16 protein-coding genes and 2 rRNA genes (1 of these 18 running past the window's edge) are annotated in these 23,355 nt (G+C 73.1%); 9 read left to right on the top strand and 9 right to left on the bottom strand.

Annotation, left to right across the window (positions count from 1 at the left end):
- Positions 1-29 precede the first annotated feature (29 nt).
- The 5 genes from WMF19_RS38425 to WMF19_RS38405 form a co-directional block, all read right to left on the bottom strand.
- Positions 30-1,340, bottom strand: a complete 1,311-nt coding sequence (locus WMF19_RS38425) for an MFS transporter (protein WP_437894916.1) — start codon at positions 1,338-1,340, stop codon at positions 30-32.
- 369 nt (positions 1,341-1,709) lie between these two features.
- Positions 1,710-2,135 carry an RNA recognition motif domain-containing protein gene (locus WMF19_RS38420; RefSeq protein WP_437894915.1) on the bottom strand — a complete coding sequence of 142 codons (426 nt, stop codon included), beginning with the start codon at positions 2,133-2,135 and terminating at the stop codon, positions 1,710-1,712.
- A 337-nt stretch (positions 2,136-2,472) separates the two neighbouring features.
- Positions 2,473-3,834 (bottom strand): hypothetical protein, encoded by a 1,362-nt coding sequence (locus WMF19_RS38415; RefSeq protein WP_437894914.1) that lies wholly within the window; start codon positions 3,832-3,834, stop codon positions 2,473-2,475.
- Positions 3,831-5,240 (bottom strand): hypothetical protein, encoded by a 1,410-nt coding sequence (locus WMF19_RS38410; protein WP_437894913.1) that lies wholly within the window; start codon positions 5,238-5,240, stop codon positions 3,831-3,833. Before WMF19_RS38410 ends, WMF19_RS38415 begins: the two co-directional genes overlap by 4 nt.
- A gap of 1 nt (position 5,241) precedes the next feature.
- Positions 5,242-7,704: an MMPL family transporter gene (locus tag WMF19_RS38405; RefSeq protein WP_437894912.1), complete on the bottom strand. Its 2,463-nt coding sequence runs from the start codon at positions 7,702-7,704 to the stop codon at positions 5,242-5,244.
- 131 nt (positions 7,705-7,835) lie between these two features.
- Between WMF19_RS38405 and WMF19_RS38400 the strand changes: the two genes are divergently transcribed.
- On the top strand, positions 7,836-8,447 hold the full coding sequence (locus WMF19_RS38400; RefSeq protein ID WP_437894911.1) for a peptide deformylase: 612 nt from the start codon (positions 7,836-7,838) through the stop codon (positions 8,445-8,447).
- Positions 8,448-8,498: 51 nt separating this feature from the next.
- On the opposite strand, the gene WMF19_RS38395 is transcribed toward WMF19_RS38400, so the two are convergent.
- Both WMF19_RS38395 and WMF19_RS38390 read right to left on the bottom strand, forming a co-directional pair.
- Complete coding sequence (locus tag WMF19_RS38395; RefSeq protein ID WP_437894910.1) at positions 8,499-9,953, bottom strand: UDP-N-acetylmuramoyl-tripeptide--D-alanyl-D-alanine ligase; 1,455 nt, start codon at positions 9,951-9,953, stop codon at positions 8,499-8,501.
- Between the two features lie 83 nt (positions 9,954-10,036).
- Positions 10,037-10,558: a hypothetical protein gene (locus WMF19_RS38390; RefSeq protein WP_437894909.1), complete on the bottom strand. Its 522-nt coding sequence runs from the start codon at positions 10,556-10,558 to the stop codon at positions 10,037-10,039.
- A 73-nt stretch (positions 10,559-10,631) separates the two neighbouring features.
- On the opposite strand from WMF19_RS38390, the gene WMF19_RS38385 reads away from it, so the two are divergent.
- The 8 genes from WMF19_RS38385 (at position 10,632) to WMF19_RS38350 (ending at position 22,197) form a co-directional block, all read left to right on the top strand.
- Positions 10,632-11,153: a hypothetical protein gene (locus tag WMF19_RS38385; RefSeq protein ID WP_437894908.1), complete on the top strand. Its 522-nt coding sequence runs from the start codon at positions 10,632-10,634 to the stop codon at positions 11,151-11,153.
- Between the two features lie 772 nt (positions 11,154-11,925).
- The gene (leuS, locus tag WMF19_RS38380) at positions 11,926-14,490 is read left to right on the top strand and encodes a leucine--tRNA ligase (protein WP_437894907.1); all 2,565 of its coding nucleotides are present in this window, start codon (positions 11,926-11,928) and stop codon (positions 14,488-14,490) included.
- A 312-nt stretch (positions 14,491-14,802) separates the two neighbouring features.
- Positions 14,803-15,924 (top strand): trypsin-like serine protease, encoded by a 1,122-nt coding sequence (locus WMF19_RS38375; RefSeq protein WP_437894906.1) that lies wholly within the window; start codon positions 14,803-14,805, stop codon positions 15,922-15,924.
- Between the two features lie 61 nt (positions 15,925-15,985).
- Positions 15,986-16,600 carry a penicillin-binding protein activator LpoB gene (locus WMF19_RS38370; RefSeq protein ID WP_437894905.1) on the top strand — a complete coding sequence of 205 codons (615 nt, stop codon included), beginning with the start codon at positions 15,986-15,988 and terminating at the stop codon, positions 16,598-16,600.
- On the top strand, positions 16,600-17,976 hold the full coding sequence (locus WMF19_RS38365; protein WP_437894903.1) for a hypothetical protein: 1,377 nt from the start codon (positions 16,600-16,602) through the stop codon (positions 17,974-17,976). Before WMF19_RS38370 ends, WMF19_RS38365 begins: the two co-directional genes overlap by 1 nt.
- Before the next feature lie 59 nt (positions 17,977-18,035).
- Positions 18,036-18,563 carry a peptidylprolyl isomerase gene (locus tag WMF19_RS38360; protein WP_437325223.1) on the top strand — a complete coding sequence of 176 codons (528 nt, stop codon included), beginning with the start codon at positions 18,036-18,038 and terminating at the stop codon, positions 18,561-18,563.
- Positions 18,564-18,642: 79 nt separating this feature from the next.
- Positions 18,643-21,306, top strand: coding sequence for an MGH1-like glycoside hydrolase domain-containing protein (locus WMF19_RS38355; RefSeq protein WP_437894902.1), 2,664 nt, complete (start codon positions 18,643-18,645; stop codon positions 21,304-21,306).
- Positions 21,307-21,369: 63 nt separating this feature from the next.
- On the top strand, positions 21,370-22,197 hold the full coding sequence (locus WMF19_RS38350; RefSeq protein WP_437894901.1) for a hypothetical protein: 828 nt from the start codon (positions 21,370-21,372) through the stop codon (positions 22,195-22,197).
- Positions 22,198-22,817: 620 nt separating this feature from the next.
- Here WMF19_RS38350 and rrf read toward each other — a convergent pair.
- A 5S ribosomal RNA gene (gene rrf, locus WMF19_RS38345) occupies positions 22,818-22,934 on the bottom strand.
- Between the two features lie 140 nt (positions 22,935-23,074).
- Positions 23,075-23,355 (bottom strand): 23S ribosomal RNA (locus WMF19_RS38340) (it continues 2,726 nt past the right edge of the window).

The raw sequence follows: 23,355 nt of genomic DNA, 5'->3' as shown, positions 1-23,355 counted from the left end.
CGCCTACGCGTGCGGCGGAAAATGGAACGTTACTCCTGGCACCGGGAGCTGACAGAGAAAATCGAGCCCCCTGACGGTGAACGCCGCGTCGGTCGCGTTGGGCGCGTTGATCGCGCGAAGGTCACAGCCAGGACGAACGCTATCAACGCCGTGATCGAGGCGACCCCGAAAGTGAGGGTGCCGCCCCCGTGCTTGTAGAGCTCACCCCAGACGAGCATCCCGACGACGGATCCAGCGCCAGCGCTGGCAGTAAAGAGCCCTTGCGCCGTGGCGAGGATCTGAGGCGGGGAGCGATCCTTCGTGTAGGCGAGCGAGGCGACCCACATCATGCCGAACGAGACCGCGTGGAGCGGCTGGATGGCCAGCAGGGCAGGCCAGAAGCGCACATACGAGAGCAGCGCCCAGCGGAGCGAGGCGCCTGCGAAGGCGAACGCGAGCACCGTGGGCGGAGCGAACCGCTTGAGCAGGGGGCCGGAGAACGCCATGAGCGCGATCTCGCCGGCGACGCCGACGGCCCACGCGACCCCCACGAGCGACTCGGGGAAACCGATGTCGCGCAGGTGCAGCGTGTAGCAGAGGTCGTACGAAGAGGTGGCGCTCTGAGCCAGGAACGACGCCGCGAGGAACAGGCGGAAATCGTGGCTCTGGAGGAGAGCACGGGCGCGCTGCCGCACGGAGCCTTCAGCGGCCGGAGCGCGCGCAGCGCCGGCGGCGTCGGCCGCTCCGTCGCGCAGCGCGGACCGACGGAAGGGCGCCTCGCTGCGCGCCGGAAGGGCCCACGAGATGGCGAACGCGATCAGCAGGGAGGCAGCGATCGTGCTGGGAAACGCGGCCGGCTGCGCTGGATCGACGAGGGCTCCGCTGGCGATCGCCATCAGCGCGAAGCTGATCGAGCCCCAGAGCCTGAGCCTGCCGTAAGCGATGCCGGAGCTCGCCGACGCCTCCACCGCGACGACGTCGGCCATCATGAACATCGGCGATCGAAAGAACGCGAACGCGAGCGCCGCGACGAAGAGGCCGCCGAAGCCGAGCGACACGCCGAGCGCCGACGACAGCGCGAGCAGCGCGAACACGACGAAGGCGCCGGCGCAGGCTGCCCGGAGCAGCCACACCCGCACGCCGAGCGCGTCGGCGATCAAGCCGAACACCGGCGGCGCGACGAGGCCCATCGCCGGGAGCGTCGCCGCGATCGCCCCCATCGCGAGGCCGCGGATCCCGCGCGCCTCCAGCCAGCTCGGGAACAGCGGCAGGTACACGCCGAGGACGGCGAAGATACCGAAGTAGTAAAGCGAGATCGCCCGCGGCGACGGCCTGTGCTCTGAAGGGATGGGAGGTGGCATCGGCTGTGAGCGGCCCGCTCCGAGCGCGAGGGGCGGGCAGCGTGCCGCTCTCTGACGCCCGCCAGGCAAAGGAGCAAGCTCCGCGCTCCGGAAGCGCGGAGCAGCCTTCATTGCCGCTTCTCGATCGCCGTGGCGCGCCCGACCGTACGCGCGGGATGGGCAGGCTGATGACGATCTTCTTCGTCGTCGGCGCTGCAGGACTTCCAGGAGCGCGCGACCGGCGAGCGCGCGACCGGCGGGCATGACGCACGCGAGCTCACCGGGCCACTCGCGCAGCTCGCGCAGGTCGCCGCAAAGAGCAGCGCACAAACGAGAACGGCGGCGCCTCTGGGGAGAGGCGCCGCCGCTGAAATGTCGGCCTATCTCGGCTTAGTACCGATCGCCGCCGCCGCGGCCGCCGCGGCCACCGCGGCCGCCACCACCGCCGCCGCCGTAACCGCCGCCGCCACCGCCACGGCCGCCGCGGCCACCACCGCCGCCGCCGCCGCCGTAGCCGCCGCCGCCACCGCCGCCATAACCGCCGCCGCCACCGCCACCGCCACGCTGGACCCGCTCCTCCGCCTCGTTCACGCGAAGCGGACGGCCGTCCATCATGGCGCCGTTCATGTTCTCGATCGCCTGCTGGGCCTGCTCAGGCGTGCCCATCGTGACGAACCCGAAGCCGCGTGACTGGCCACTCTCGCGGTCGGTCACGATGTGCACATCCGTCACCTCGCCGCTCTGAGCGAACGCGGCCTGCACGGAGGCCTTGGTGGCGGAGAAGGGGAGATTACCAACGTAGAGGCGAGTACCCATGACACTGATTCACTTCACGGCTCTGCGAGATGCGTCAGCTTCGGTGCCGAACAGTGCCCTGCCGCCCCGATGGAGCCGTGGGGGATCGAGGGGGGGCGGCGCTGGGGAGGAGCCCCCGATGCGCCACACGTTGCGTCGTCCAGTCCGCGATCAATCCGCGATCCCCGAGAAGAGAAGCGTCGTGTCGAGTGCCAGTGACGTTCGTGACCAGCCGATAGTAACCAAATGTCCCCACCGCGCAAGCGCTCCAAGCGGCCCCCGTCGTCGCGAGGCTCCCCCCGGACGTCCCGAACAGCTGCCGCGCGGTCGCGCTCGCTTCCACGCGGGTAGGCACACATCAGCGCCTCGCAGGGCGGCGGAAGGTGGCGCCGAGATCCCAGCCCTCTCCGCCGGCGGCGCGCGCGAGCGCGATGTCCGGCAGCACGCCGCCCGCGATCCGGACCTCGGCGATTACGCCGAGGCGCAGCGTCGCGGTGAGCGAGCGCGGGGCGGCGCCGGGCGCGAGGCGGGGCGGGTGACGGGCAAGATCGAGGGCGCGGCTGCGATCGTCGGCGGTCGCGAGGGCGAGCAGCGCGCCGAGGGGCCCCGGGCCGAGCGGGCGCACCAGCTCGATCGCGAGCGTCGCCTTCCCGCGGGCGCGGCGGCGCCCGAGCTCCGCCCGCGCCACCGGCTCCGCGGTGACCTCGTGCCCGGGCCGCGAGAGGATCGGCGCGACCGCCTCGGCGACCTCGACGAGGTGGGCGGCAGACTCGTCCACGAGCAGCGGCGCCGGGGGCCCTCCCCACCCGGGATCGCCGTGCGCCCTCGGGAGGCCGACGAGGCCGAGGTGCGCCAGGCGCTCGGGCGGCAGCGCGTCGACCAGCCGCTGCGCGACGCCAGGCTGACCGAAGAGCCCGGCGTCGGGGCCCGTCGTGAGCACGATCCACCCGGCGACGCCCAGATCGAAGCGGACGGCGCCGCGGCGGTTCGTGTGGAGGCCGGCGCCGAGCCAGCCGAGGTCGTCGCGCTCGGTCTCGAACGCGCGCAGCGAGGTCGTCAGGTCCTCGGAGCGGATCACCTCGATCGCATCGAGGAAGGCAGCGCCGCGCGCGGCGACGTCGTTGCGCGTCAGCGTGATCTGCCCCGGGCCGACGTCGGCCCGGAACGCGCCGGTGCCATCCGGCGCCGCGGGGTCGAAGGCGCGCGGCAGGAGCGCGACCATCGGCGACGCGAGCGCGCGGGCGACGCGGGCGGGATCCGCGCGCGGGAACACCGCGGCGAGCGGATCCCTCGGATGCCGCTCGGGCCTCGGGATGTCGGCGAGCGCCGCGGCGGCGCCGCGAGCGCGGGCGCGCTCGACGGAGCTCACGACGTCGCGGCCGTCGAGCTTGAGCAGGCGCGCGGTGCGCAGCCCCTCGCGCAGGCGCACGACCGCGCCGTCCCCTTCGCGCGACGGCAGCGCGGACGCGAGCGTCGGGTATGGGTTCCCGGACGCGTCGAGCCCGTAGAGGCTGTCGGCGATCGCCGGCGCGAACAGCGCCGCGGCGGGATCGCTCAGATCGTGCGGGTCGAGCGAGCTCGTCGGCCACGGGAGGTGCATCGAGAGGCGGCCGCCGAGCGGGGTGCGCCCCATCGCACGCGCACCCTCCGGGAGGGCGGCCGCGCCGAGCAGCGCGCCGGCGCCGCCGAGGAAGGCGCGGCGCGGGAGCGATCGGCTCACCGCACCACCCAGATCTCGTCCGCGGTCGCGACGGCGAACGGGGCGCGCCCGGCCCCGTCGGGCGGACAGACCGCGAGGGCGCGCACCCCCGCCGGCGCCGGCAAGCGCAGAATCTCCTCGGGCGCCGCGCGGGCCGGGCCGCCTTCCCGGCGCCGCCACGACCAGACAACGACGGCGTCCTCGAGCGGATCGAGGACGTCGAGGCTGGCGAGCAGCTCGGGCTCTCCATCCTGATCGAGATCGCCGATCGCGAGCTGCGCCCCGGCGCTGCCCACGACCTTGCGACGGCCCGCGCTGTCCCGGAGCTCGACTGCGCCGCGCTCGCGCGTCGCCCAGACCGCGAAGGGCTCGCCCTGCGCGGACAGGAGCTGCGCCGACGCGAGCGCGTCGTACCGGCCGGAGAGCGCCGCGGTCGCTGGCGGGGGATCGGCCGGGGCGCACGGCCCGAGCGGGCCCGTGAGGAGCGGCCCCCACGTCGTCGTGCAGGCCGAGCCGCCCGCGTCCGGGATCGCCAGCCCCGGGAGCTCGGCGAGCGCCTTCAGCTCGCCGTCGAAGCGGACGCTGCGCGCGCGGTCGGTGAGCCCGATGTCGGCGAACGGAGGCAGGAGCTCGCCGTCCCTCGCGCGCTCGACGAGCGTGGCGAACGCGAGCGGCTCGCGGAGCGGCGCCGGGTGCACGGCGACCACGTCGGGCCACGAGCGCGACGCGAGCGGCACGACCCGGCCGCCGCGGAGGCGGAGCGTCGTCACGCGCCGGCGGCTCACGCTCAGGAGCTCGAGCGCCCCGTCGGCGTCGAGATCGCCGCACGCGAGCGCGACCACGTCGCCCTCGAAGTTCTTCGCGCGGTCGACCCTGGCGGCGACGAGCGGGATCGGCGCGAGGAAGCTGCGGATCTCCGCGTCGAGGGGCGCCTCGGCGTAGGCGTGGGCGATCGGCCCCGGCTCCGGATCGCGGATGCGCGCCCAGACGGTGCGCGGCACCGGGTACACGTCCGCGGTGACGCGCAGCTTTCCCGCCGCGATCTCGACGACGAGGTGGACGAGCGCCGCGTCGTCGCGCGCCGCCTCGCGCGCGAGCGGCAGCGGGATCGGATCCTTCTGCGCGCGCACGCCGGCGCCGAGCTTGCCGGCGACCTGGGCGGCGAGCGTGGCCACGAGCTGGGCGCCGCGCGGCGCCGGCGCGTCGGAGACCAGCGGCGCGGCGGCCACGAGCGCGCGGCCGTCCACGGCGTCGAGCGAGCGCACGAGCGCGTCGACGGCGCGCGCCACGGCCGAGCGCGGCGGCCTCGGCGCCGGCGCGGCAGGAGGCGGCGGCGCAGCGGGCGGAGCAGACGGCTGCGCGGCAGCCGGACGCGCGAGCGCGAGGAGAGCGACAAGGAGGAGGCCCCGGGGCGACAACGGCGACATGTTACGCGCGTCCGTGGGCCCGGGGCCAGAGCCGCAGCCCCGCCGGCACCACGAGGAGCGCGACCACGAGGCCGACCGCGCTGCCCAGCGCGCCGACCCGGCCCAGGTCGCGGAGGCCGTCGAAGCCGCAGAACGCGAGCGCGGAGAAGCCCGCGGCCGTGGTCAGCGCCGTGGCGGCGATCGCCGGCCCCTCGCGGCGCAGCATCTCGCGGATCACGCCGTCGCCGCCGCCCGCCGCCTCGATCTCGCGGGCGCGGTGGAGAAGGAACATCCCCTCGTCCACCGTGATCCCGAGCAGCACCGGGATGACGAGCGCGTCGTACGCGTGCAGGGGGATGCCGAGCACCCGGATCAGCAGGAGGACGAGGGAGATCTCCGAGGCGACGACGAGCGCGGCCAGCGCGATGTCGCGCGCGCTGCGGAGGGAAGCCGAGAGCGCCAGCAGCACGAGCGCGCCCGCGACGAGCGCGATCCGCGGCATGTCGTGCGCGAGCGTCTCGCGCAGCGACGCCTCGAGCCGGCTGTAGCCGGTGAGCATGGCGCGCGGGTCCTCCTCGCGGAGCGCGCGCTCGATCCGCTCGACCGAGCCGGTCTCGCGGGGCCTCACGTACAGCGCGACGAGCGCCTCGCCCCCGTCCGCCCCGAGGTAGCGCGAGAGCAAGATGGACGCGGGGCCGCGCTCGAGATCGGAGAGCGCGACCTCCTGCCGGGGCGGCGCGCGCATCCCGTCGAGCACCGACGAGAAGCGCTCGGGCGCGAAGCCCGTGTCGCGGAGCGCGCGCTCGAGCTCGTCGGCCTTGGCGGGCAGATCGAGCGCGTCGCGCGCGGCGAAGCGCTCGGCCTGCGTCGGGGCGGCGGGGGCGAGCGCGGTGAGCGCGTCGACGGCCTCCACGTCGTCCTTCATCGAGGCGAGGCGCTCCGCGATCCGGTCGCCCCGCGCGCGGGCGCGCTCCTGGTCGCCGTCCGCGACGAGCACCACCCACTGCCCCCGCCGTCCGCCGAACGCCTCGAAGATTTCCTGCTGTACCTTGAGCGGCTCGAGCTCGGCCGGCCGGATCGCGACGATGGCCTCCGCGAGCGGCGGGGAGGCGCCGAGGGCGACGGCCGCGATGGGGAGCGCCGCGAGCCCCGCGAGCGCGAGCGCGCGGCCCCGGGTACGGGTGAGCCGGTAGAGGACGTCGGGCCAGCGCGCCGGCGCCTCGATCGGCGGGGTCCCCCGCTCGAGCCACGCGCCCACGGCCGGCGTCACGAGCACGATGGCGATCGCCGTCAGGACCTCGCCCGCGGCGCACAGGAGCCCGAGCTGCCGGAGCGCGTTGATGTCCGACAGCGCGAGGGCCCCGAACGCCGCCCCCGCCGTGACGGCGGCGATGAGCACGGCGCGGGCGGTCCGCGCCCTCGCTGCGCGCCCGGCCGCCTCCGGATCGAGGCCCTCGCGCCGCGCCTCGAGCAGCGCGGCGTAGACGTGGACGCCGGTGTCGACACCGACGCCGACGACCACCGACATGAAGGCGACGGCGATCGCGCTGAGTCCGCCCGGGAGCGCCGTGGCGAGCCCCGCGGTCCAGAGGGTCCCGAGCACGAGCGGCGGCATCACCGCGGCCAGGGCGCGCAGGCGGCGGAAGAGCAGCGCGAAGACGACGGAGGCGAGCAGCATCGAGAGCGACCCCGAGATCGCGAGATCGCGCGTGAGCATCGCCTCGGTCGCCGCGGCGATGGCGTGCCCGCCGGTGAGCCCGAGCGTGAGCCCCGGGTGCGCCGCGCGCATAGGACCGAGGACGGCGTTCGCGTCCGCGACGAACGCCCGCGCGTCGGCGCCGCGGAGCGCCTGCCCCGCCGGCTGCACAAGGACGAGGTGCACCTTGCCGTCGTCCGAAGCGAAGGCGCCGTCCGCCTGCGTGCGCACCCCGGATCCGATGTCCGCGGACTCGAAGACGAGCTGCGAGAGGCGCAGCGGGTCGGCCGCGATCGTCTCGGCCGCGGCGCCGCCGCCCGGCGCGAGCAGCATGGCGCGCGTCTCGGCGAGGCGCTCCCGCATCCCTTCGGGCGAGAGCGCGGCGGCGAGGCGCTCTCGCACGCGCGCGTCCGCGTGCCGGAACGCGACCCACGGATCGAGCGAGCGCGAGACGTCGATCCGATCGGCGGCGCGCTGCACGGTCGGGCGCGCCGCGAGGGCCCGCGCGATCTCCGCGGCCACGGCCGCGTTCTCGTCGGGGTCGTCGCCCTTGACCATCACGACGCCGAGGTCGCCACCCCCGAACCCGCGCACGTACCGGCGCAGCGCCGCGGCGTCCCCGCGCTCCGGCAGGAGCGAGGCGACGTTCGGCTCGAGCTGTAGCCGCAGCGTCACGGCGGCGAAGGCGGCGAGCGTCAGCGCCGCGAGGACGACGACGACGACGACGAGGCGGAGCGGCCGGCGGAGGGCGTCCGCGCGAGCCGAAGGAGGCGAAGGGGGTGCTGCCATGGAAACCCGGAGCCGAGCCCGGCGCCGCTCCTCTACCCTCACGCTCGCCTCGCCGCGAGGCCCCACACACGGACCATGCTCTCGAGCTCACAACGCTTGCGCTCGCGAGGGCGCCGTTTCATCCCGGCAGCATGGAGCTCCCCCCGATCGTCCTCGCAGGCAGAGCCGTCCTGCGGAAGCCCGCCGCGCCCGTCCCGCCCGAAGAGATCGGGACGAAGCGGCTCAAGCACCTCGTGTCGACGATGGTCTCCGCCATGCGCAAGGCGCCCGGCGTGGGGCTGGCGGCGCCGCAGATCGGCGTCGGCCAGCAGGTGATCGTGCTCGAAGACAGCGAGGAGCTCATGTCCCGCCTCACGCCGGGCCAGCGCGCCGAGCGCGGCCGCGTGCCCTTCCCGCTCAGGGTCGTCATCAACCCGACGCTGAGGGTCCTCGCGCCGTCGCTCCCGGACGCGGCAGGCGCGGGGCGGGCGACGTTCTTCGAGGGCTGCCTGAGCGTCCCGGGTTACATGGCGCTGGTCGAGCGAGATCTGTCGGTCGAGGTGAGCGGCGTGGACGAGGACGGCAAGGAGGTCCGGTGGGAAGCGACGGGCTGGCCCGCGCGGATCCTCCAGCACGAGGTCGATCACCTCCGCGGCACGCTTTACGTCGATCGCATGGTCACGCGCTCCTTCTGCAGCAACGAGGAGGCGAAGCTCTTGCTCAGCCTGTCCGTCGCCGAGGCGCGGGCCGCGCTCGACGCGTGACCGCGGTCCGGCGCGCCGGGAGGCGAACGCGCCCGACCGGCGGACGCGCGCTCACGGCGAGGGTGATGAGCTGGCGACGAGGGCTTCCACGATCCGCTCCATCCTGATCCCGCGCGAGCCCTTCACGAGCACCAGATCGCCGCGCTCGACGATCTCCTGCGCTCGGGCCGCGGCGGCGTCCGCGTCTCCCGCGAACCACGCCCGCACGCCGGAAGCCTCGGCGGCGCGCGCGATCCGCGCCGCCTCGCCGCCGACGGCGATCAGCGCGGCGGGGCGCACGGCGCCGACCTGCTCGCCGAGCGCGTCGTGCTCCGCCGCCGCGAGCGCGCCCAGCTCGCGCATCTCGCCGAGCAGCAGGACCAGCCGCTTCCCGAGCGCCTCGGCCACCTCGACGGCCGTCCTGAGGGACGATCGCATCGACAGCGGGTTGGCGTTGTAGCTGTCATCGATGACCACGGTGCCGTCCGGCAGCTCGCGGACGGACAGCCGCCCGTCCCCTGGCGGCGCGAGCCCTGCGGCGGCGCGGGCCGCCCGCTCGGTCGAGAGCGGCTCGCCGACCGCCTCTTCCACGACGGCGACGGCCGCAGCCGCCGCCAGCGCCCCCGCCTCGCCGAGCAGCGGGACGACGAGCTCCAGCGCCTCGCCTCCCCGCTCGATCCGCACCGAGGTGCCGCGCACCCCGACCGGCCGCCTCCCCGCGATCCGGATCCGCGCGCGCTCCCCGAAGCCGTAGGTGATCCGCCGCGCGGCGCCGGCGCGCTCGAGCTGCTCGACCACCTTCGCGTCGTCGCCGTTGCCGAGGGCCACGCCCTCGGCCGGCAACGCGGCCAGCAGATCACCCTCCTCGGCGGCGACGTCTTCCAGCGTGCCGAGCCCCTCGGTGTGCTCGACGCCGATGGACGTCAGCACGGCGAGATCCGGCCCCGCGATCCGCGCGAGGGCCGCGACCTCGCCGCGCTGGTTCGTGCCGATCTCGACGACCGCGAAGCGATGGCGGTCCTCGAGCCCGAGCAGCGTCATCGGCATCCCGATGGCGTTGTTCAGGTTGCCCGCTGTCGCGTGCACCTCGCCGCGGCCCACCCCCGCGAGCAGCGCCGCGATGGTCCGCGTCGTCGTCGTCTTGCCGGCCGAGCCGCCGATCGCGACGATCGCCCGCGGCCCGTCGGCGTGGGCGCCCCTCCGCCATCGCTCGCGGTGCGCTCTGGCCAGCGCCCCGAGCGCCGCGAGGCCGTCGTCCACGAGCACCGCGCCTACTCCGGGCGGCAGGGCCACCTCGCGGGAGACGATGAACGCGGCCGCCCCGCGCTGCGCGGCGGCGTCGAGGAACCTGTGGCCATCGAAGCTCTCGCCGGTGAGCGCGACGAACGCCGCTCCGGGCGCGATCGTCCGGCTATCGGTCGAGATGCCCCGCGCGTCCGGCCCGCTCCTCAGCACGCGCCCGCCGGTCGCGCGCGCCAGCTCGTCGAGGGAGAAGGGGGCAAGGTTGTGCGGGATCGGCGTCGCCATCGCGGGCGATCACCAGCACGGAACAGGGCGCGGGGCCAACGAATCGCCTGCGGCGCGCCCCGTCTGCGCGGCGTCGCGCCGCCTCAGCGCCGGGTCTTTTCCTTGTCGACCTCGTCGTAGATGTCGTCGCCCTTCGGCCGCGGGCGCGCGGCCGGGCGGGGCGCGGCGGGCGCGCTGGGGGCCGCTGTCACGCTCACGGTGGGCCCTGGCGACGCCTCGGTGGCCGTGGGCGGCGGCTCCTTGTAGTCGATCGCGATCGGTCCTCCGCCGCGCATGCTCTGCCACAGCGTGATCCCGACGAGCGCCAGCAAGGCCACCGCCAGGATCACGCTGAGCACGATGATGAGCGTCCTGCCCCCCTCCCGCCGCCGCGACGTGACGGCGGCGGGTGGCTTCTGCGGTTCCGGGCGCTCCTGCACGAAGGTCGACGGGAGCGCCGGCATCTCGAGGCGCGCCGACGTGGTGGCCCACGGGCTCTCGGCCGGCGGCATGGCCGCGCCGTCCCACCCGCCTGCCGCCGGCGGCGCGCCGTGCGCCGCCGCGCCGTCCCACCCGCCGGCCCCCTGGGGCGCGCCGTGCGCCGCCGCGCCGGGAGCTGCGCTCATCGCCGACGCTGGCGCAGCGGCCGATGGCGGCCCGCCCTGAGCCGACATCCCCGCGTGCAGCGAGGGCAGCGGCGTGCGCGCGGCCTCTGGCGTGGCGGGCGCGGCGGCACCGAAGCCAGGGCCCGCGAACCCGGGCGGCGCTGCAGGCGCAGGCGGCTGGCCGGCGTGCGGCGAGGGCATCGGCGCGCGCGCGGCCTCTGGCGCGGCGGGCGCGGCGGCGCCGAAGCCAGGGCCCGCGAACCCGGGCGGCGCTGCCGGCGCAGGCGGCTGCGCCGCGCTCGCGCCCATCCGGTCCGTGATCGGAGCCGGCTGGAAGGCCGGCTGGCTCGGAGGTACCGGATCCGACTGCGGCGGCGCCGTGATGAACGGGAGCGCGTTCGGAGAAAAGACGCCGCTGGCCGAGAGCACGTCCTGCTGCGAGACGAGCCCGGGCGGAAGGGTCCCTCCGCGCGCCGAGACGCTCGCCGTGGGCGGCTGGGTGTACCCGGCGGGAGCTGACCCCGAGAACGCGGGCGCCGACAATGCCGGCCTCGAATACGCGGGCACCGACGGCATCGGCATCGAGAACGCGGGCGGGCTCTGCTGCTGTAGATGAGGGCTCAGCGCGTACTGTGCGGCGAGCGGGCGCAGGGCACCGGGTGCCATCAGCGGCGGCACGGGCAGCGGCCGGAAAGGGCTCCCCGAGCCGTGCGCCGACGGGAGCGGCCGGCCTGGCTGCGCCGCCCTCTCACTCTCGGGGGCTCCCCATGGAACGTGTTTGTCGGTCATCCGCGCGCCTCGGAGGGACCGCCCACGCGACCCCTCCGCCTCACACTGAAGCGGAACAGCGCCCTCAATCTACCCCCAAGTCTCGGCGTGCGGCCATTCTTCTGACGCGTCGCCCCGCCCCCGCGAGGCGCTGCCGCTCGTCAGCGCTGGCGCCACACGCGCCTCACGGGACGACACCGCCCGTCGCGGACGCAGGACAGCGACGCCAGGGGTGCGCGCCTCCGGTCGGCTCGGTGAAGAGCGAGCTCGTCCCGCCACCGAGGCGCTCACGAGGCGCGCGCTCCTCCGCCAGCGCCAGCGGCGCGCAGGGGGCACGCACGCCGCTCCGGCGCGCGCGGGTGGCTCCGGCGCGCGGCGGAGCGCGCGGGTGGCTCCGGCGCGCGGCGGAGCGCGCGGGTGGCTCCGGCGCGCGGCGGAGCGCGCGGTCGACCCTCTCGGGCGCGGGCGTCTCCGACGGCAGAGCTCGGACCGAGGCGCTGTCCACGCTTCTCGGGAACTCTCGACATGGCCGCGGCGCGCCGCGGACGGGCATGCCGCTCCCGCCGGGGCGCAGGCTTCTGCCGCCGCGGGGCGGCTGTCGACCGCGGCAGCGCAGTGCTATGGCACGTCGCGATATGGCCGCCGAGACGATGGACCCCCGCGCCTCCACCGAACCTTCTCCCAACGAGCCGCGTGAGCCCGCGCGCTACGATCATGCCGCCGTCGAGCCGCGCTGGCAGCGCGCGTGGGAGGAAGGCGAGACGTTCCGCGCCGTCCGCAGCGCGGACCCCGCCCGCGCGAAGCGCTACGTGCTCGACATGTTCCCCTATCCGTCGGGGGCGGGGCTGCACGTCGGCCACCCCGAGGGGTACACGGCGACCGACATCATGTCCCGCTACTTCCGCATGCGCGGGATCGACGTGCTGCACGTCATGGGCTGGGACGCCTTCGGGCTGCCGGCGGAGCAGCACGCGCTCGAGACCGGCACGCACCCGGCCGACACGACGGCGCGGAACATCGCGACCTTCAAGCGCCAGCTCAAGATGCTGGGCTTCAGCTACGACTGGTCGCGAGAGCTCTCCACGACCGATCCGCGCTACGTGCGCTGGACGCAGTGGATCTTCCTCCAGCTCTTCAAGAACGGGCTCGCGTACCAGGACGAGGTGAGCGTCAACTGGTGCCCGGCGCTCGGGACCGTCCTTGCGAACGAGGAGGTGATCGACGGCAAGAGCGAGCGCGGCTCGCACCCGGTCTACCGGACGCCGCTCAGGCAATGGATGCTCCGCATCACCACCTACGCCGACCGCCTGGCGGAGGATCTCCGCCTCCTCGACTGGCCTGAAGGGACGGTGGCGATGCAGCGCTCCTGGATCGGCCGCTCGGAGGGGGCGCTCATCACGTTCGAGGTCAACGGATGGGGCAAGGGCTCGCTGAGCGTGTTCACGACCCGCCCCGACACGCTGATGGGCGTCACCTACGTCGTGCTCGCGCCCGAGCACCCGCTCACGACATGGCTCACGAGCGCCGAGAGCGGCGCGTCCGAGCAGCGCCGCGAGGCGGTGCGCGCGTACGTCGCGGCCGCGGTGGGCAAGAGCGATCGCGAGCGGCTCGCCGCGGCGGCGAGGGAGAAGACCGGCGTCGACACCGGGCTCGTCGCCGTCCACCCCATCACGGGCGTGGAGGTGCCGATCTGGGTCGCCGACTACGTGCTCGGCGGCTACGGCACCGGCGCCGTGATGGCGGTGCCAGGGCACGACGAGCGCGATTTCTCCTTCGCCCGCACCTACGGCCTGCCCATCGTCGAGGTCGTGAGCCCCGACGGCACCCTGCACGACCAGCTCGAGGCCGCCTACGTCGACCCGGGCGTCGCGGTCCGGAGCGGCGAGTTCGACGGGCTCGCGACGGAGGAGTGCAAGCGCGCGGTCATCGCGCGCCTCGAGGCGCTCGGGCGAGGCAAGCGCGAGGTGAACTACAAGCTGCGCGACTGGGTCTTCTCGCGCCAGCGCTACTGGGGCGAGCCGATCCCGATCTACTTCCCCGTCGAGCTCGCCGATCCGCAGGGCGATCCCAGGAAGGGCGCCGCGCACACGATCCGCTACGATCAGCCGATCGCGGTCGACGAAGCCAGCCTCCCGATCGAGCTGCCGCCGCTCGCCGACTTCCGCCCTGGCAACGACCCTGCGGGCCCGCTGGCGCGCGCCGTCGACTGGCGCTTCTTTCAGCAGGACGGCAAGTGGTACGCGCGCGAGACGAACACGATGCCGCAATGGGCTGGCTCGTGCTGGTACTACCTTCGCTTCCTCGATCCGCAGAACGACGCGGAGCCGTTCTCGCAGGCCGCGTATGACGCGTGGATGCCCGTCGACCTCTACGTCGGCGGCGCGGAGCACGGCGTGCTGCACCTCCTCTACGCGCGCTTCTGGCACAAGGTGCTCTACGACCTCGGGCATGTGAAGCACCCCGAGCCCTTCGCGAAGCTCGTCCACCAGGGGATGATCCTCGGCGAGGACAACGAGAAGATGTCGAAGTCGCGGGGCAACGTGATCAACCCCGACGACATCGTGCGGGCCCACGGCGCCGACGTGCTGCGGCTGTACGAGATGTTCATGGGCCCGCTCGAGGCGGTGAAGCCGTGGCAATCGGCGCAGATCCAGGGGGTGGTCCGGTTCCGGGACCGCGTGTTCGCGACCTGCACGCGGCAGCTCTCGGACGAGATGGACGACGCGACGAGCCGGCAGCTCCACAGGACGATCAAGAAGGTGACCGGCGACATCGAGGCGATGGCGTTCAACACCGCCATCTCCGCGATGATGGTCTTCGTGAATCACCTGAGCTCGCTGCCTTCGCCGCCGCGTGAGGCGGTCCTCCGGCTGATCCTCCTCGTCTCCCCCTTCGCGCCGCACCTCGCGGAGGAGCTGTGGCGGCTCACCGGCCACGAGCGCTCGCTCAGCTACGAGCCATGGCCCACGTACGACGAGGCCTTCTGCGTCGACGACGTCCTGGAGATCCCGGTGCAGGTGAACGGCAAGGTCCGCGGTCGCGTGATGCTGGCGAAGGCGGCATCGGAGGAAGAGGCACGAGCCGCCGCGCTCGGCCTGGAGAGCGTTGCCGCCCTCTCCGCGGGCAAGCAGCTGAAGAAGTTCATCTACGTCGCGGGGAAGATCGTGAACATCGTGGTCGGCTGACGCTCGGGCGCCGCCGGGAGAGAACGAGCGCTCGCAGCGCGGCGACGTCGCGAACGGACGCGCGCGACACAAGCGCGAGGGAGGTGTTCCCGGAGCGCGAGGCCGCGCGCCCGCGCCGCCTCCTCACCGAAGCCTTGCGCTCGGTTGACGACAGGGTCGGGCGCTCGGCTGTACATGAGCCCGACCGGCGCGCTGACCGCATCCCGCACCACAGCGCAGCGGCGTGGCTCCGCCGGCGGTCGTGCCTCCTCGGAAGCAGCCCTCTCCTCCCTCGGGGAGCGCGGCGGTGCACAGCCCAGGCTGGCAGGTGCCGTGCAATGGCGGCTGGCCGTGTGCCGGAACAGCACCGCATGGCGTACCCGAGCTGGATGCCTCCTCGCCGCCGCGCTGGCGGGCTGCGCTGGAGACGCGGACGAAGCTGACCTGCACGAGGAGGACGCGGCCGAGGCCGCGCTGGAGATCAAGGGAGGTTATCCAGACGCTGGAGATCGCGCGATCGCCGGGCTCCTCATCACCGATCGCCGAGGGCGCGTCGCGCGGACCTGCTCGAGCACCGTGATCGCGCCCAACCTGGTGCTCACCGCGCAGCACTGCATCGCGGAGGCTCCCAAGCTCATTGCCTGCAAGACGGCGACGTTCGGTGAGCCGGTCGATGCCTCGCAGGTCTACGCCACGCTCGGCGGGGCCCTGTGGGCCGCCGACACGCCGTGGATCGGCGCGCGCGCGCTGCTCAGCCCGCCCGACGGCAACGCCGTCTGCGGGCGCGACATCGCGCTCGTCGTGCTGTCTTCCCCGCTCGGCGGCAGCGAGGTCACCCCGCTCGCGCCTCGACTCGATCGGCCGCCCGAGGAGAGCGAGGTCTACTCGGCGGTGGGCTTCGGCGACACGGAGGGCAGATCGCGCGGCGGCGGCGTCCGCAGGCGCCGCGATGGGCTCCACGTCGAGTGTGTGGGGTACGGGTGTGGAACGCAGGAGCGCGTCACAGGAGGCGAGTGGCGCGGCGAGAACGGCATCTGCAGCGGCGACTCGGGCGGACCGGCGCTCGACGTCGCGGGGCGGATCATCGGCGTGACGTCGCGCGGGCCAGCCGGCTGCGCCGACCCCATCTATGGTGGGCTGATCGCCCATCGCGACTGGATCGTCACCGAGGCGAGGCGCGCCGCTGACGTCGGCGACTACGACCCGCCCTGGTGGGCGACGGCGTCGGACTCCGCGGAGCGCTTGCCCTCGCGCCGACCGCTCGACGAGCGCTGGCTCTCGTGCGCGTACGGCCCCGTCATCGGCGACGACAGCGGGGCCCCAGCGGCGCGCGCGCTGCGCGCGCTGCTCGCGCTGCTCGCGCTGAAGCGAGCCAGGACGTCCGCGCTGCTGACAGGCCGCGCGCGGCGTGCACGCGGCGCGCGCGCGGCGTGGCAGAGCACGATTTCCGCCTGATCGAAGCTCCAGCGCACACCTCGCCTGCTAGGATGCGGGCGTCCTGCCCTGCGGAGTGTCCATGCCCATTTCGCCCATCATCCGTCCGGCCGCGCTGCTCGCGGCGCTCACGCTCGCCGCGCTTCCCATCGGCTGCGGCCCCACCTACGTGCGCGGCAATCAGGTCGAGGGGCTCGACGACGCGGCGATGAGCACGGGGATCGACAGGCGCGACATCGAGCAGCTCCTCCACGAGAACCTGACGTCGCTGATGGCCTCTCCGGTGGCCAAGGCGTGGGCGCACGACGGCTCGCGGCCCACGCTCGCCATCTATCCGCTGTCGAACCAGACGAGCGAGCACATCGACAGCCAGCTTCAGGCGCTCCTGTCCGATGTCGAGACGTACCTGGCCAAGGCGAGCCTCGTCACCGTGGTGAGCGTCGAGCGCCAGCAGCAAATGGTCGCGGAGGTCGAGAAGCAGCACGGCGGCGGGTTCGATCCGAGCCACATCGCCGAGTACAGCCGCCAGCTCGGCGCGAAGTACTACCTCACCGGCAAGGTCTTCACCGCCGACGAGCGCACCGAGGACGAGCGCCGCGTCCAGTACTTCATGTTCATGCAGCTCATCGAGGTCGCCACGAGCGCGGTGGCCTGGCAGAACAGGGCGGCCTTCACCAAGGCGCTCATCCAGGAGTGATGCGCCGGCGGCACGCGGGCCTCGCGGGGCGCAAGCGTGCGGCCCTGGCCCCTCTCGCGCTGCTCCTCGGCCTCTGGCAGGCCGCTTGCGGCGGACATGAAGATCGCGTGCGCACCGCGCTCCAGGCGCTCGATCGCGGCGCTCCCGCCGAGGCGGTGGCCGCGCTGAACGAGCAGCTCGAGGTCGAGACCGCGGCCCAGCTCCCGGCGCTCCGGGGCGACAACGCGCTCCTCCTGCTCGACCGCGGCAACATCCTCCTCAGCATGGACAGCTACCGGCTGTCCGCGCGCGATCTGGGGGCCGCGGACAAGTCGATCGACGTGCTCGACATGTCCCGCGGGGCCGCCCACGATCTCGGCAAATACCTCTTCTCGGACGACGTGGGCCCGTACAAGGCGCCCGCCTACGAGAAGCTGCTCATCAACACCATCAACATGATGAACTACCTGGCCCAGCGCGACCTCAGCGGGGCCAGGGTCGAGGCTCGCCGCCTCGCGGTCATGCAGAGATACCTGCGCGATCACGAGGGCGAGACGGCGCTCCTCGGCCTCGGCAGCTACCTCGCCGGCCTCGCCTTCGAGAAGAGCAGCCAGGCTGACGAGGCGCTCCTCCACTACGACGACGCCCTCCGCCACGGATCGTATCCGTCGCTCCGCCGCCCGCTCCGCGCGCTCACGCGCGGCGAGCCGAGATCGCCCCGCATCGCCGCGTTGATCGAGGGTGAGGCCCCGCCGCCGCCCCTCGACGAGACCGGCGAGGCCGAGCTCATCGTCGTCGTCGGGTTCGGGCGCGTCCCGCAGAAGGTCCCGCAGCGCCTCCCGATCGGCCTCGCGCTCACGCTCGTTGCCAACGACCTCAGCCCGACGGATCGCGCGCGTGCGAGCGAGCTCGCGGCGAAGGGGCTCGTGACCTGGGTCAACTACCCGACGCTCGCGCGGGGCAAGGGCGGCTATTCGATTCCGACGCTGAAGCTGGATGGGCGCTCGCAGCCGATGGAGCAGGCGCTCGACGTCGAGGCGCAGGTGCGCGCGGCCTGGAAGAAGAACGAGGGGACCGTCATCCTGTCGGCCATCACGAGGACCCTCGCCCGCATCGCGGCCGGCGAGGCCGCGCAGGGCGCCACCGAGGCTGCTGCGGAGGACTCCGGGCCGCTGGGCCTGCTCGTCGGCCTGCTGACGAGCGCGACGCTGACCGCGCTCGACACGCCGGACACGCGCGGATGGTCGACGCTCCCGGCGCGCATCGCGATCGCGCGGACCCGCGTCCGCGCGGGCACGCACGACGTGGTCGTCGGCGTCCGCGGCGAGTCGCGGCGCGCCCGGGTGAGCGTGGCCGCCGGCGGGTGGGCCTTCGTCCCGGTGATGGTGCTCCGCTGAGCGACGCGCGCGGACGGGAGGGTTGCGGGCGCACCCCTCCCGCGGCAGTCTCCGCGCCGATGCGTAGCCCTCCTCTCCGCGCCGTGCTGGTCCACGCGCTCTCGGCGTGCTCTCCCCTCGCGCTCCTCTGCGCGACCGCCTGCGGGACGCTCGCCACCTCGCCCTCCTGGGTCGGCGGCGGCCTCGCGGTCTCCGCGCCGATCCGGGCAGCCGAGGAGGACGCAGCGATCGAGCGGGAGCGCGCGGTGATCGCGAGTCAGCCCAAGCAGATCGGCGCGCGGCATCTCCTCGTCATGCACGAGGGCTCGAAGAGCAAGCCCGAGGGCCTCCGCCGTACGCGCGCCGAGGCGCGCGCGCGCGCGCAGGAGGCGCTCCTCAAGATCCGCGGCGGGGCGAGCTTCGAGGAGGTGGTCGCGGAGTACAGCGACGAGCCGGGCGCCGCCGAGCGCGGCGGGGATCTCGGGGTGTTCGAGCGCGGCATGATGGTGAAGGGCTTCTCCGACGCCGCCTTCGCGTTGAAGATCGGCGAGGTGAGCGAGATCGTCGAGACGCCGTTCGGCTTCCACATCATCAAGCGCACCGAGTAGCGCCCGCTCCAGCGCTCCAACTCACCGCGCGCCGGCCGCGGGCTCGACGCCTCGGCCTTCGTCGCCTAGCGTGGCGCGCATGACGAGGACCGCCCGCGCTGCGCCGACCGCTGAGCACCGCCGCCTCGAGGAAGAGCGCGAGCGCCTCCTGCGCTGGAAGCACTGGGGCCCCTACCTCTCCGAGCGGGCCTGGGGGACGGTGCGCGAGGACTACAGCGCGAACGGGGACGCGTGGGCGCACTTCCCTCACGACCATGCCCGGAGCCGCGCCTATCGCTGGAACGAGGACGGGCTCGGCGGCATCTGCGACCGACACCAGATCTTGTGTCTCGCCGTCGCCGTCTGGAACGAGCGGGATCCGATCCTGAAGGAGCGGGCCTTCGGCCTGACCGGGCCGGAGGGCAACCACGGCGAGGACGTCAAGGAGATCTACTACTACGAGGACGCGACGCCGACCTCCAGCTACCTGCGTTACCTCTACCGGTACCCGCAGCGGCCGTTCCCCTACGAGGCGCTCGTCGCCGCCGCGCGCGACCGCGGCCTCTCGGAGGGGGAGGTCGATCTCCCCGATCTCGGCGCCTTCGACGGGGATCGTTACTTCGACGTCTTCGTCGAGTACGCGAAGCGGAGCCCGAGCGACATCCTGATGGTCATCACCGTGGTGAACCGCGGCCCGGAGGCCGCGCCGATCCACGTGCTCCCGCACCTCTGGTTCCGCAACACGTGGTCCTGGAGCGAGCCTCCGGGTCCGGTCCCGGAGATCCGGGCCATGGAGACCGACCCCGGTCATGTGATGCTGCGCGCGGCGCACCCCGAGCACGGCGCGCATCACCTGTACATCGAGGGCAGCCCGGAGCTGCTCTTCACCAACAACGAGACGAACCGCGAGCGGCTCTATGGCGTCCCTTCGCGGACACCATACGTCAAGGACGCGTTCCATCACCGGGTCGTCCACGGCGACGAGGCGCGGGTGAACGCCGAGCGTCGCGGCACGAAGGCGGCGAGCTGGCATCGCCTCGAGGTGCCGGCCGGCGAGAGCCGGCGGATCCTGCTCCGGCTCGCGCCCGAGCCGGTGGAGTGCCCCTTCGACGGCGCGGACGAGCTCCTGGAAGCGCGGCGCAGGGAAGCGGACGAGTACTATCTCGCCGTCCAGGGCCCTGCCCTGTCCGACGATCGCCGCGCCATCCAGCGTCAGGCGGCGGCGGGGCTGTTCTGGACGATGCAGTTCTACCACTACGACGTCGACACCTGGCTCCGCGGCGACGCGTACGCGCCGCCGCCCGAGCGGCTGAGCGGCCGAAACGCCCACTGGCGGCACGTCTCCGTCGCCGATGTCCTCTCCATGCCCGACGCGTGGGAGTACCCCTGGTTCGCGGCCTGGGATCTCGCCTTCCACGCGGTCGCGCTGGCCTCGCTCGACATCGATCTCGCGAAGGCCCAGCTCAAGATGATGGTCAAGGAGTGGTACCAGCACCCGAACGGGCAGCTGCCTGCCTACGAGTGGGAGTTCTCGGATCTGAACCCCCCCGTGCATGCCTGGGCGACCTACCAGATCTACAAGATCGAGCGGAAGCAGCGGGGCGAGGGCGATCGGGTGTTCCTTGAGCGGGTGTTCCACAAGCTCCTCATCAACTTCGCCTGGTGGGTCAACAAGCGCGACGCCGAGGGGCACAACGTCTTCGAGGGCGGGTTTCTCGGCCTCGACAACATCTCGCTCTTCGATCGCAGCGAGCGGCTCGCGCCCGGGATGCGCCTGGAGCAGGCGGACGCCACGGCGTGGATGGCGATGTACTGCCTCGACCTCATGCGCATCGCGCTGGAGCTCGCGCTCGACAACTCCGCGTACGAGGATCTCGCCAGCAAGTTCTTCGAGCACTTCCTGCGGATCGCGCACGCGCTCCACCACAGGGCGGACGGCCGGCTGCCGCTCTGGTCCGAGGAGGACGGCTTCTACTTCGACATCCTCTTTGCCGGAGGGAAGCCGCGGCACGTGAAGATCCGATCGGCCGTCGGCCTCATCCCGCTCTGCGCGGTGCACGTGATCACCCCGGAGATCTACGGCAAGCTCGCGAACTTCCGGCGCAGGACAGAGTGGTTCCTCCGCAGGAACCCCGCGCTGGCCGAGGCGATCACCGTACGTCCGGACGGCCGCCAGGTGCTCTCCGCCGTGCCGCCGGGGCGCCTCGAGCGGGTGCTCGCGCACCTGTTCGACGAGGACAAGTTCCTCTCGCCGTTCGGCCCGCGCTCGCTCTCCAAGGAGCACGCGGCCGCGCCCGTCTCGCTCGGGCTCGAGCCCTGCGATGCCCAGTACACGGTCGGCTACGAGCCGGGCGAGTCGATCACGCGCATGAAGGGCGGCAACTCCAACTGGCGTGGCCCGATCTGGTTCCCGCTCGGCTACTTGCTCTACCGCTCGCTCCTCCGGCTCGATCACGGCTTCGGCGACGTGCTCACGATCCCGTCGCTCGGCAGCCACGGCCCTCGCACGCTCCGCGACGGAGCGCACGAGATCGCGCGCCGGCTGATCGCGATCTTCGAGCGTGACCGCGAGGGGCGCCGCCCTGTCTACGGCGAGCACCCCCTCTTCCAGCGCGATCCTCGATTCCGAGATCGCCTGTTCTTCTTCGAGTACTTCCACGGCGACACCGGCGCTGGGCTCGGCGCCTCGCACCAGACCGGCTGGACTGCCCTCGTGGGCGACCTGATCCTACGCACGGAACGGCACAACCCCCCGCGTTCGTAGCGCACCCCACAGAGCGTTCGGCTCATCACCGGTTCGAGCCGGATCCGTGCTAGGAGGGCGCCTGTGTCGCTGGCGTTCGGCGTCTCGCTCCTCGCGTTGGCGGTCGTGCTGGGCGGCATTGCGGCGGTGTTCCGTCACCGGAGTGAGGGCGCGATGTCTGCGTTGCGGACCTTCGCCCTCGTCGGTGCGGCATCGATCGCGCTGCTTCACCTGCTCCCGGAGGCGATCGGCGAGATCGGCTGGCTCGCGTTGTTCGCCGCGGTGGCTGGCTTCCTGGCGCCGGCGGTGCTGGAGCGCCTCGTGCTCGGGGACGCTGGGGGTCACCAGACGCCGACGACGGCGCTCGCGATGGGGTATGCCGCGGTGCTCGCGCACCAGTTCGGCGAGGGCGCGGCGGTGGCGTCGCTCTCACGCGTTGGACAGCTCTCGCTCCCAGTCGTGCTCGTGATCGCTGCGCACACGGTGCCGCTCGCCATGGTGGTGGCCATTCAGGTCCTCGAGGTGAGAGCCGATGCCGACGGCAAGCGCGCCATGAGCGCTGCGCTCGCGGGCATTGCGCTCGCCACGGTGGTTGGCGCCTTCGCGACGCGGCTTGTCGACGTGGAGCACTTCGAGGCGATCGAGCCCTGGTTGCTCTCCGCGGTGGCGGGCCTCCTCTTGCACGCGCTCTCCCACGAGGCGGTCGCCAGCGGCCCAGCGACATCCGTGAGCCGCGCCGGCGAAGCCATGGGCGGCCTGCTCGGCCTCTTCCTGGCCACGATCGGGATCAACGAGGAAGAATGGGTGCAAAAGATCCCGTTCGCTCTACAGATCGCCGCCCTCTCCGTCCTCGCGGGCCTCATCCTTCTGCGCAGCTACGGCCCGAGGCGAGCCACCGAGCGCCCGCACTGACGGCCCTCGCGGCACATACATCGCGACGCCGCCCCAACGAAGCCGTCCAGACGAGCCGTAGGCCCCCGAGGGGGCTCGTCAGGCAGCGTGGCGAGGGCTGATGTCTCAGCCTGCTCCCAACGAAGCCATCCTGACGAACCGTAGGCTCCCGGCGAGGATGCTCGTCGGGCGGCGTGGCGAGGGGCTGATCTCAGCCTGCTCCCAACGAAGCCGCCCTGACGAACCGTAGGCCCCCGGCGAGGGTGCTCGTCGGACGGCGTGGCGAGGGCTGATCTCAGCCTGCTCCCAACGAAGCCGCCCTGACGAACCGTAGGCCCCCGGCGAGGGTGCTCGTCGGACGGCGTGGCGAGGGCTGATGTCTGAGCCCGATCGACGTTCTGTCTCCGGCGTGCGCAGCGCGCCGGAGACAGAACGTCCCAGGCGAGTTCAGCCCTCGCTGCGCCGCCCGACGAGCACCCTCGCCGGGGGCCGATTAGCCCGAAACGCGCCTCACGCAGCCGCCGATGTCCCCGACGGGCCTCAACGCCGCCAAGACGCCGCAACGCGCGTCCGGAGCCCGAAGCACAATGGACAAAAAAAAACCTGCGCACGGCTCTCACCGTGCGCAGGTTCGAAGAAAATCCCGGCGGCGTCCTACTCTCCCACCAGGTTGCCCTGGCAGTACCATCGGCTCCAAGAAGCTTAACTTCCGAGTTCGGTATGGGATCGGGTGTGACCTTCTCGATATCACCACCGGAAACTTGTGGGTGCGTCCAATCGGAACCCGGCGGAGCCCGCTTCTCGCGGTGCTCTGTTCCATGTTTACGCCAGGCCAGCTGTGTCACGCTGCTCGTCACCCGAACTCCGGGCGCGACGCTTCGATGTTTGCCTTAGAAGTATGGTCAAGCCGCACGACCTATTAGTACCGGTTAGCTCCGCCGATTGCTCGGCTTCCACACCCGGCCTATCAACCTCGTGGTCTACAAGGGGTCTTTAGGGGCCTTGCGGCCCGGGACACCTAGTCTTGAGGCCGGCTTCCCGCTTAGATGCTTTCAGCGGTTATCCGTTCCGTACATGGCTACCCGGCTATGCCCTTGGCAGGACAACCGGAGCACCAGAGGTACGTCCACCCAGGTCCTCTCGTACTATGGGCAGCTCCTCTCAAGTGTCCTACGCCCA

The organism is Sorangium sp. So ce124 (assembly GCF_051525235.1).
GTDB classification, from domain to species: Bacteria; Myxococcota_A; Polyangia; order Polyangiales; family Polyangiaceae; genus Sorangium; species Sorangium atrum.
Note: the sequence above shows the minus strand (reverse complement) of the source record. Positions and strands in the feature narration are given on the sequence as shown.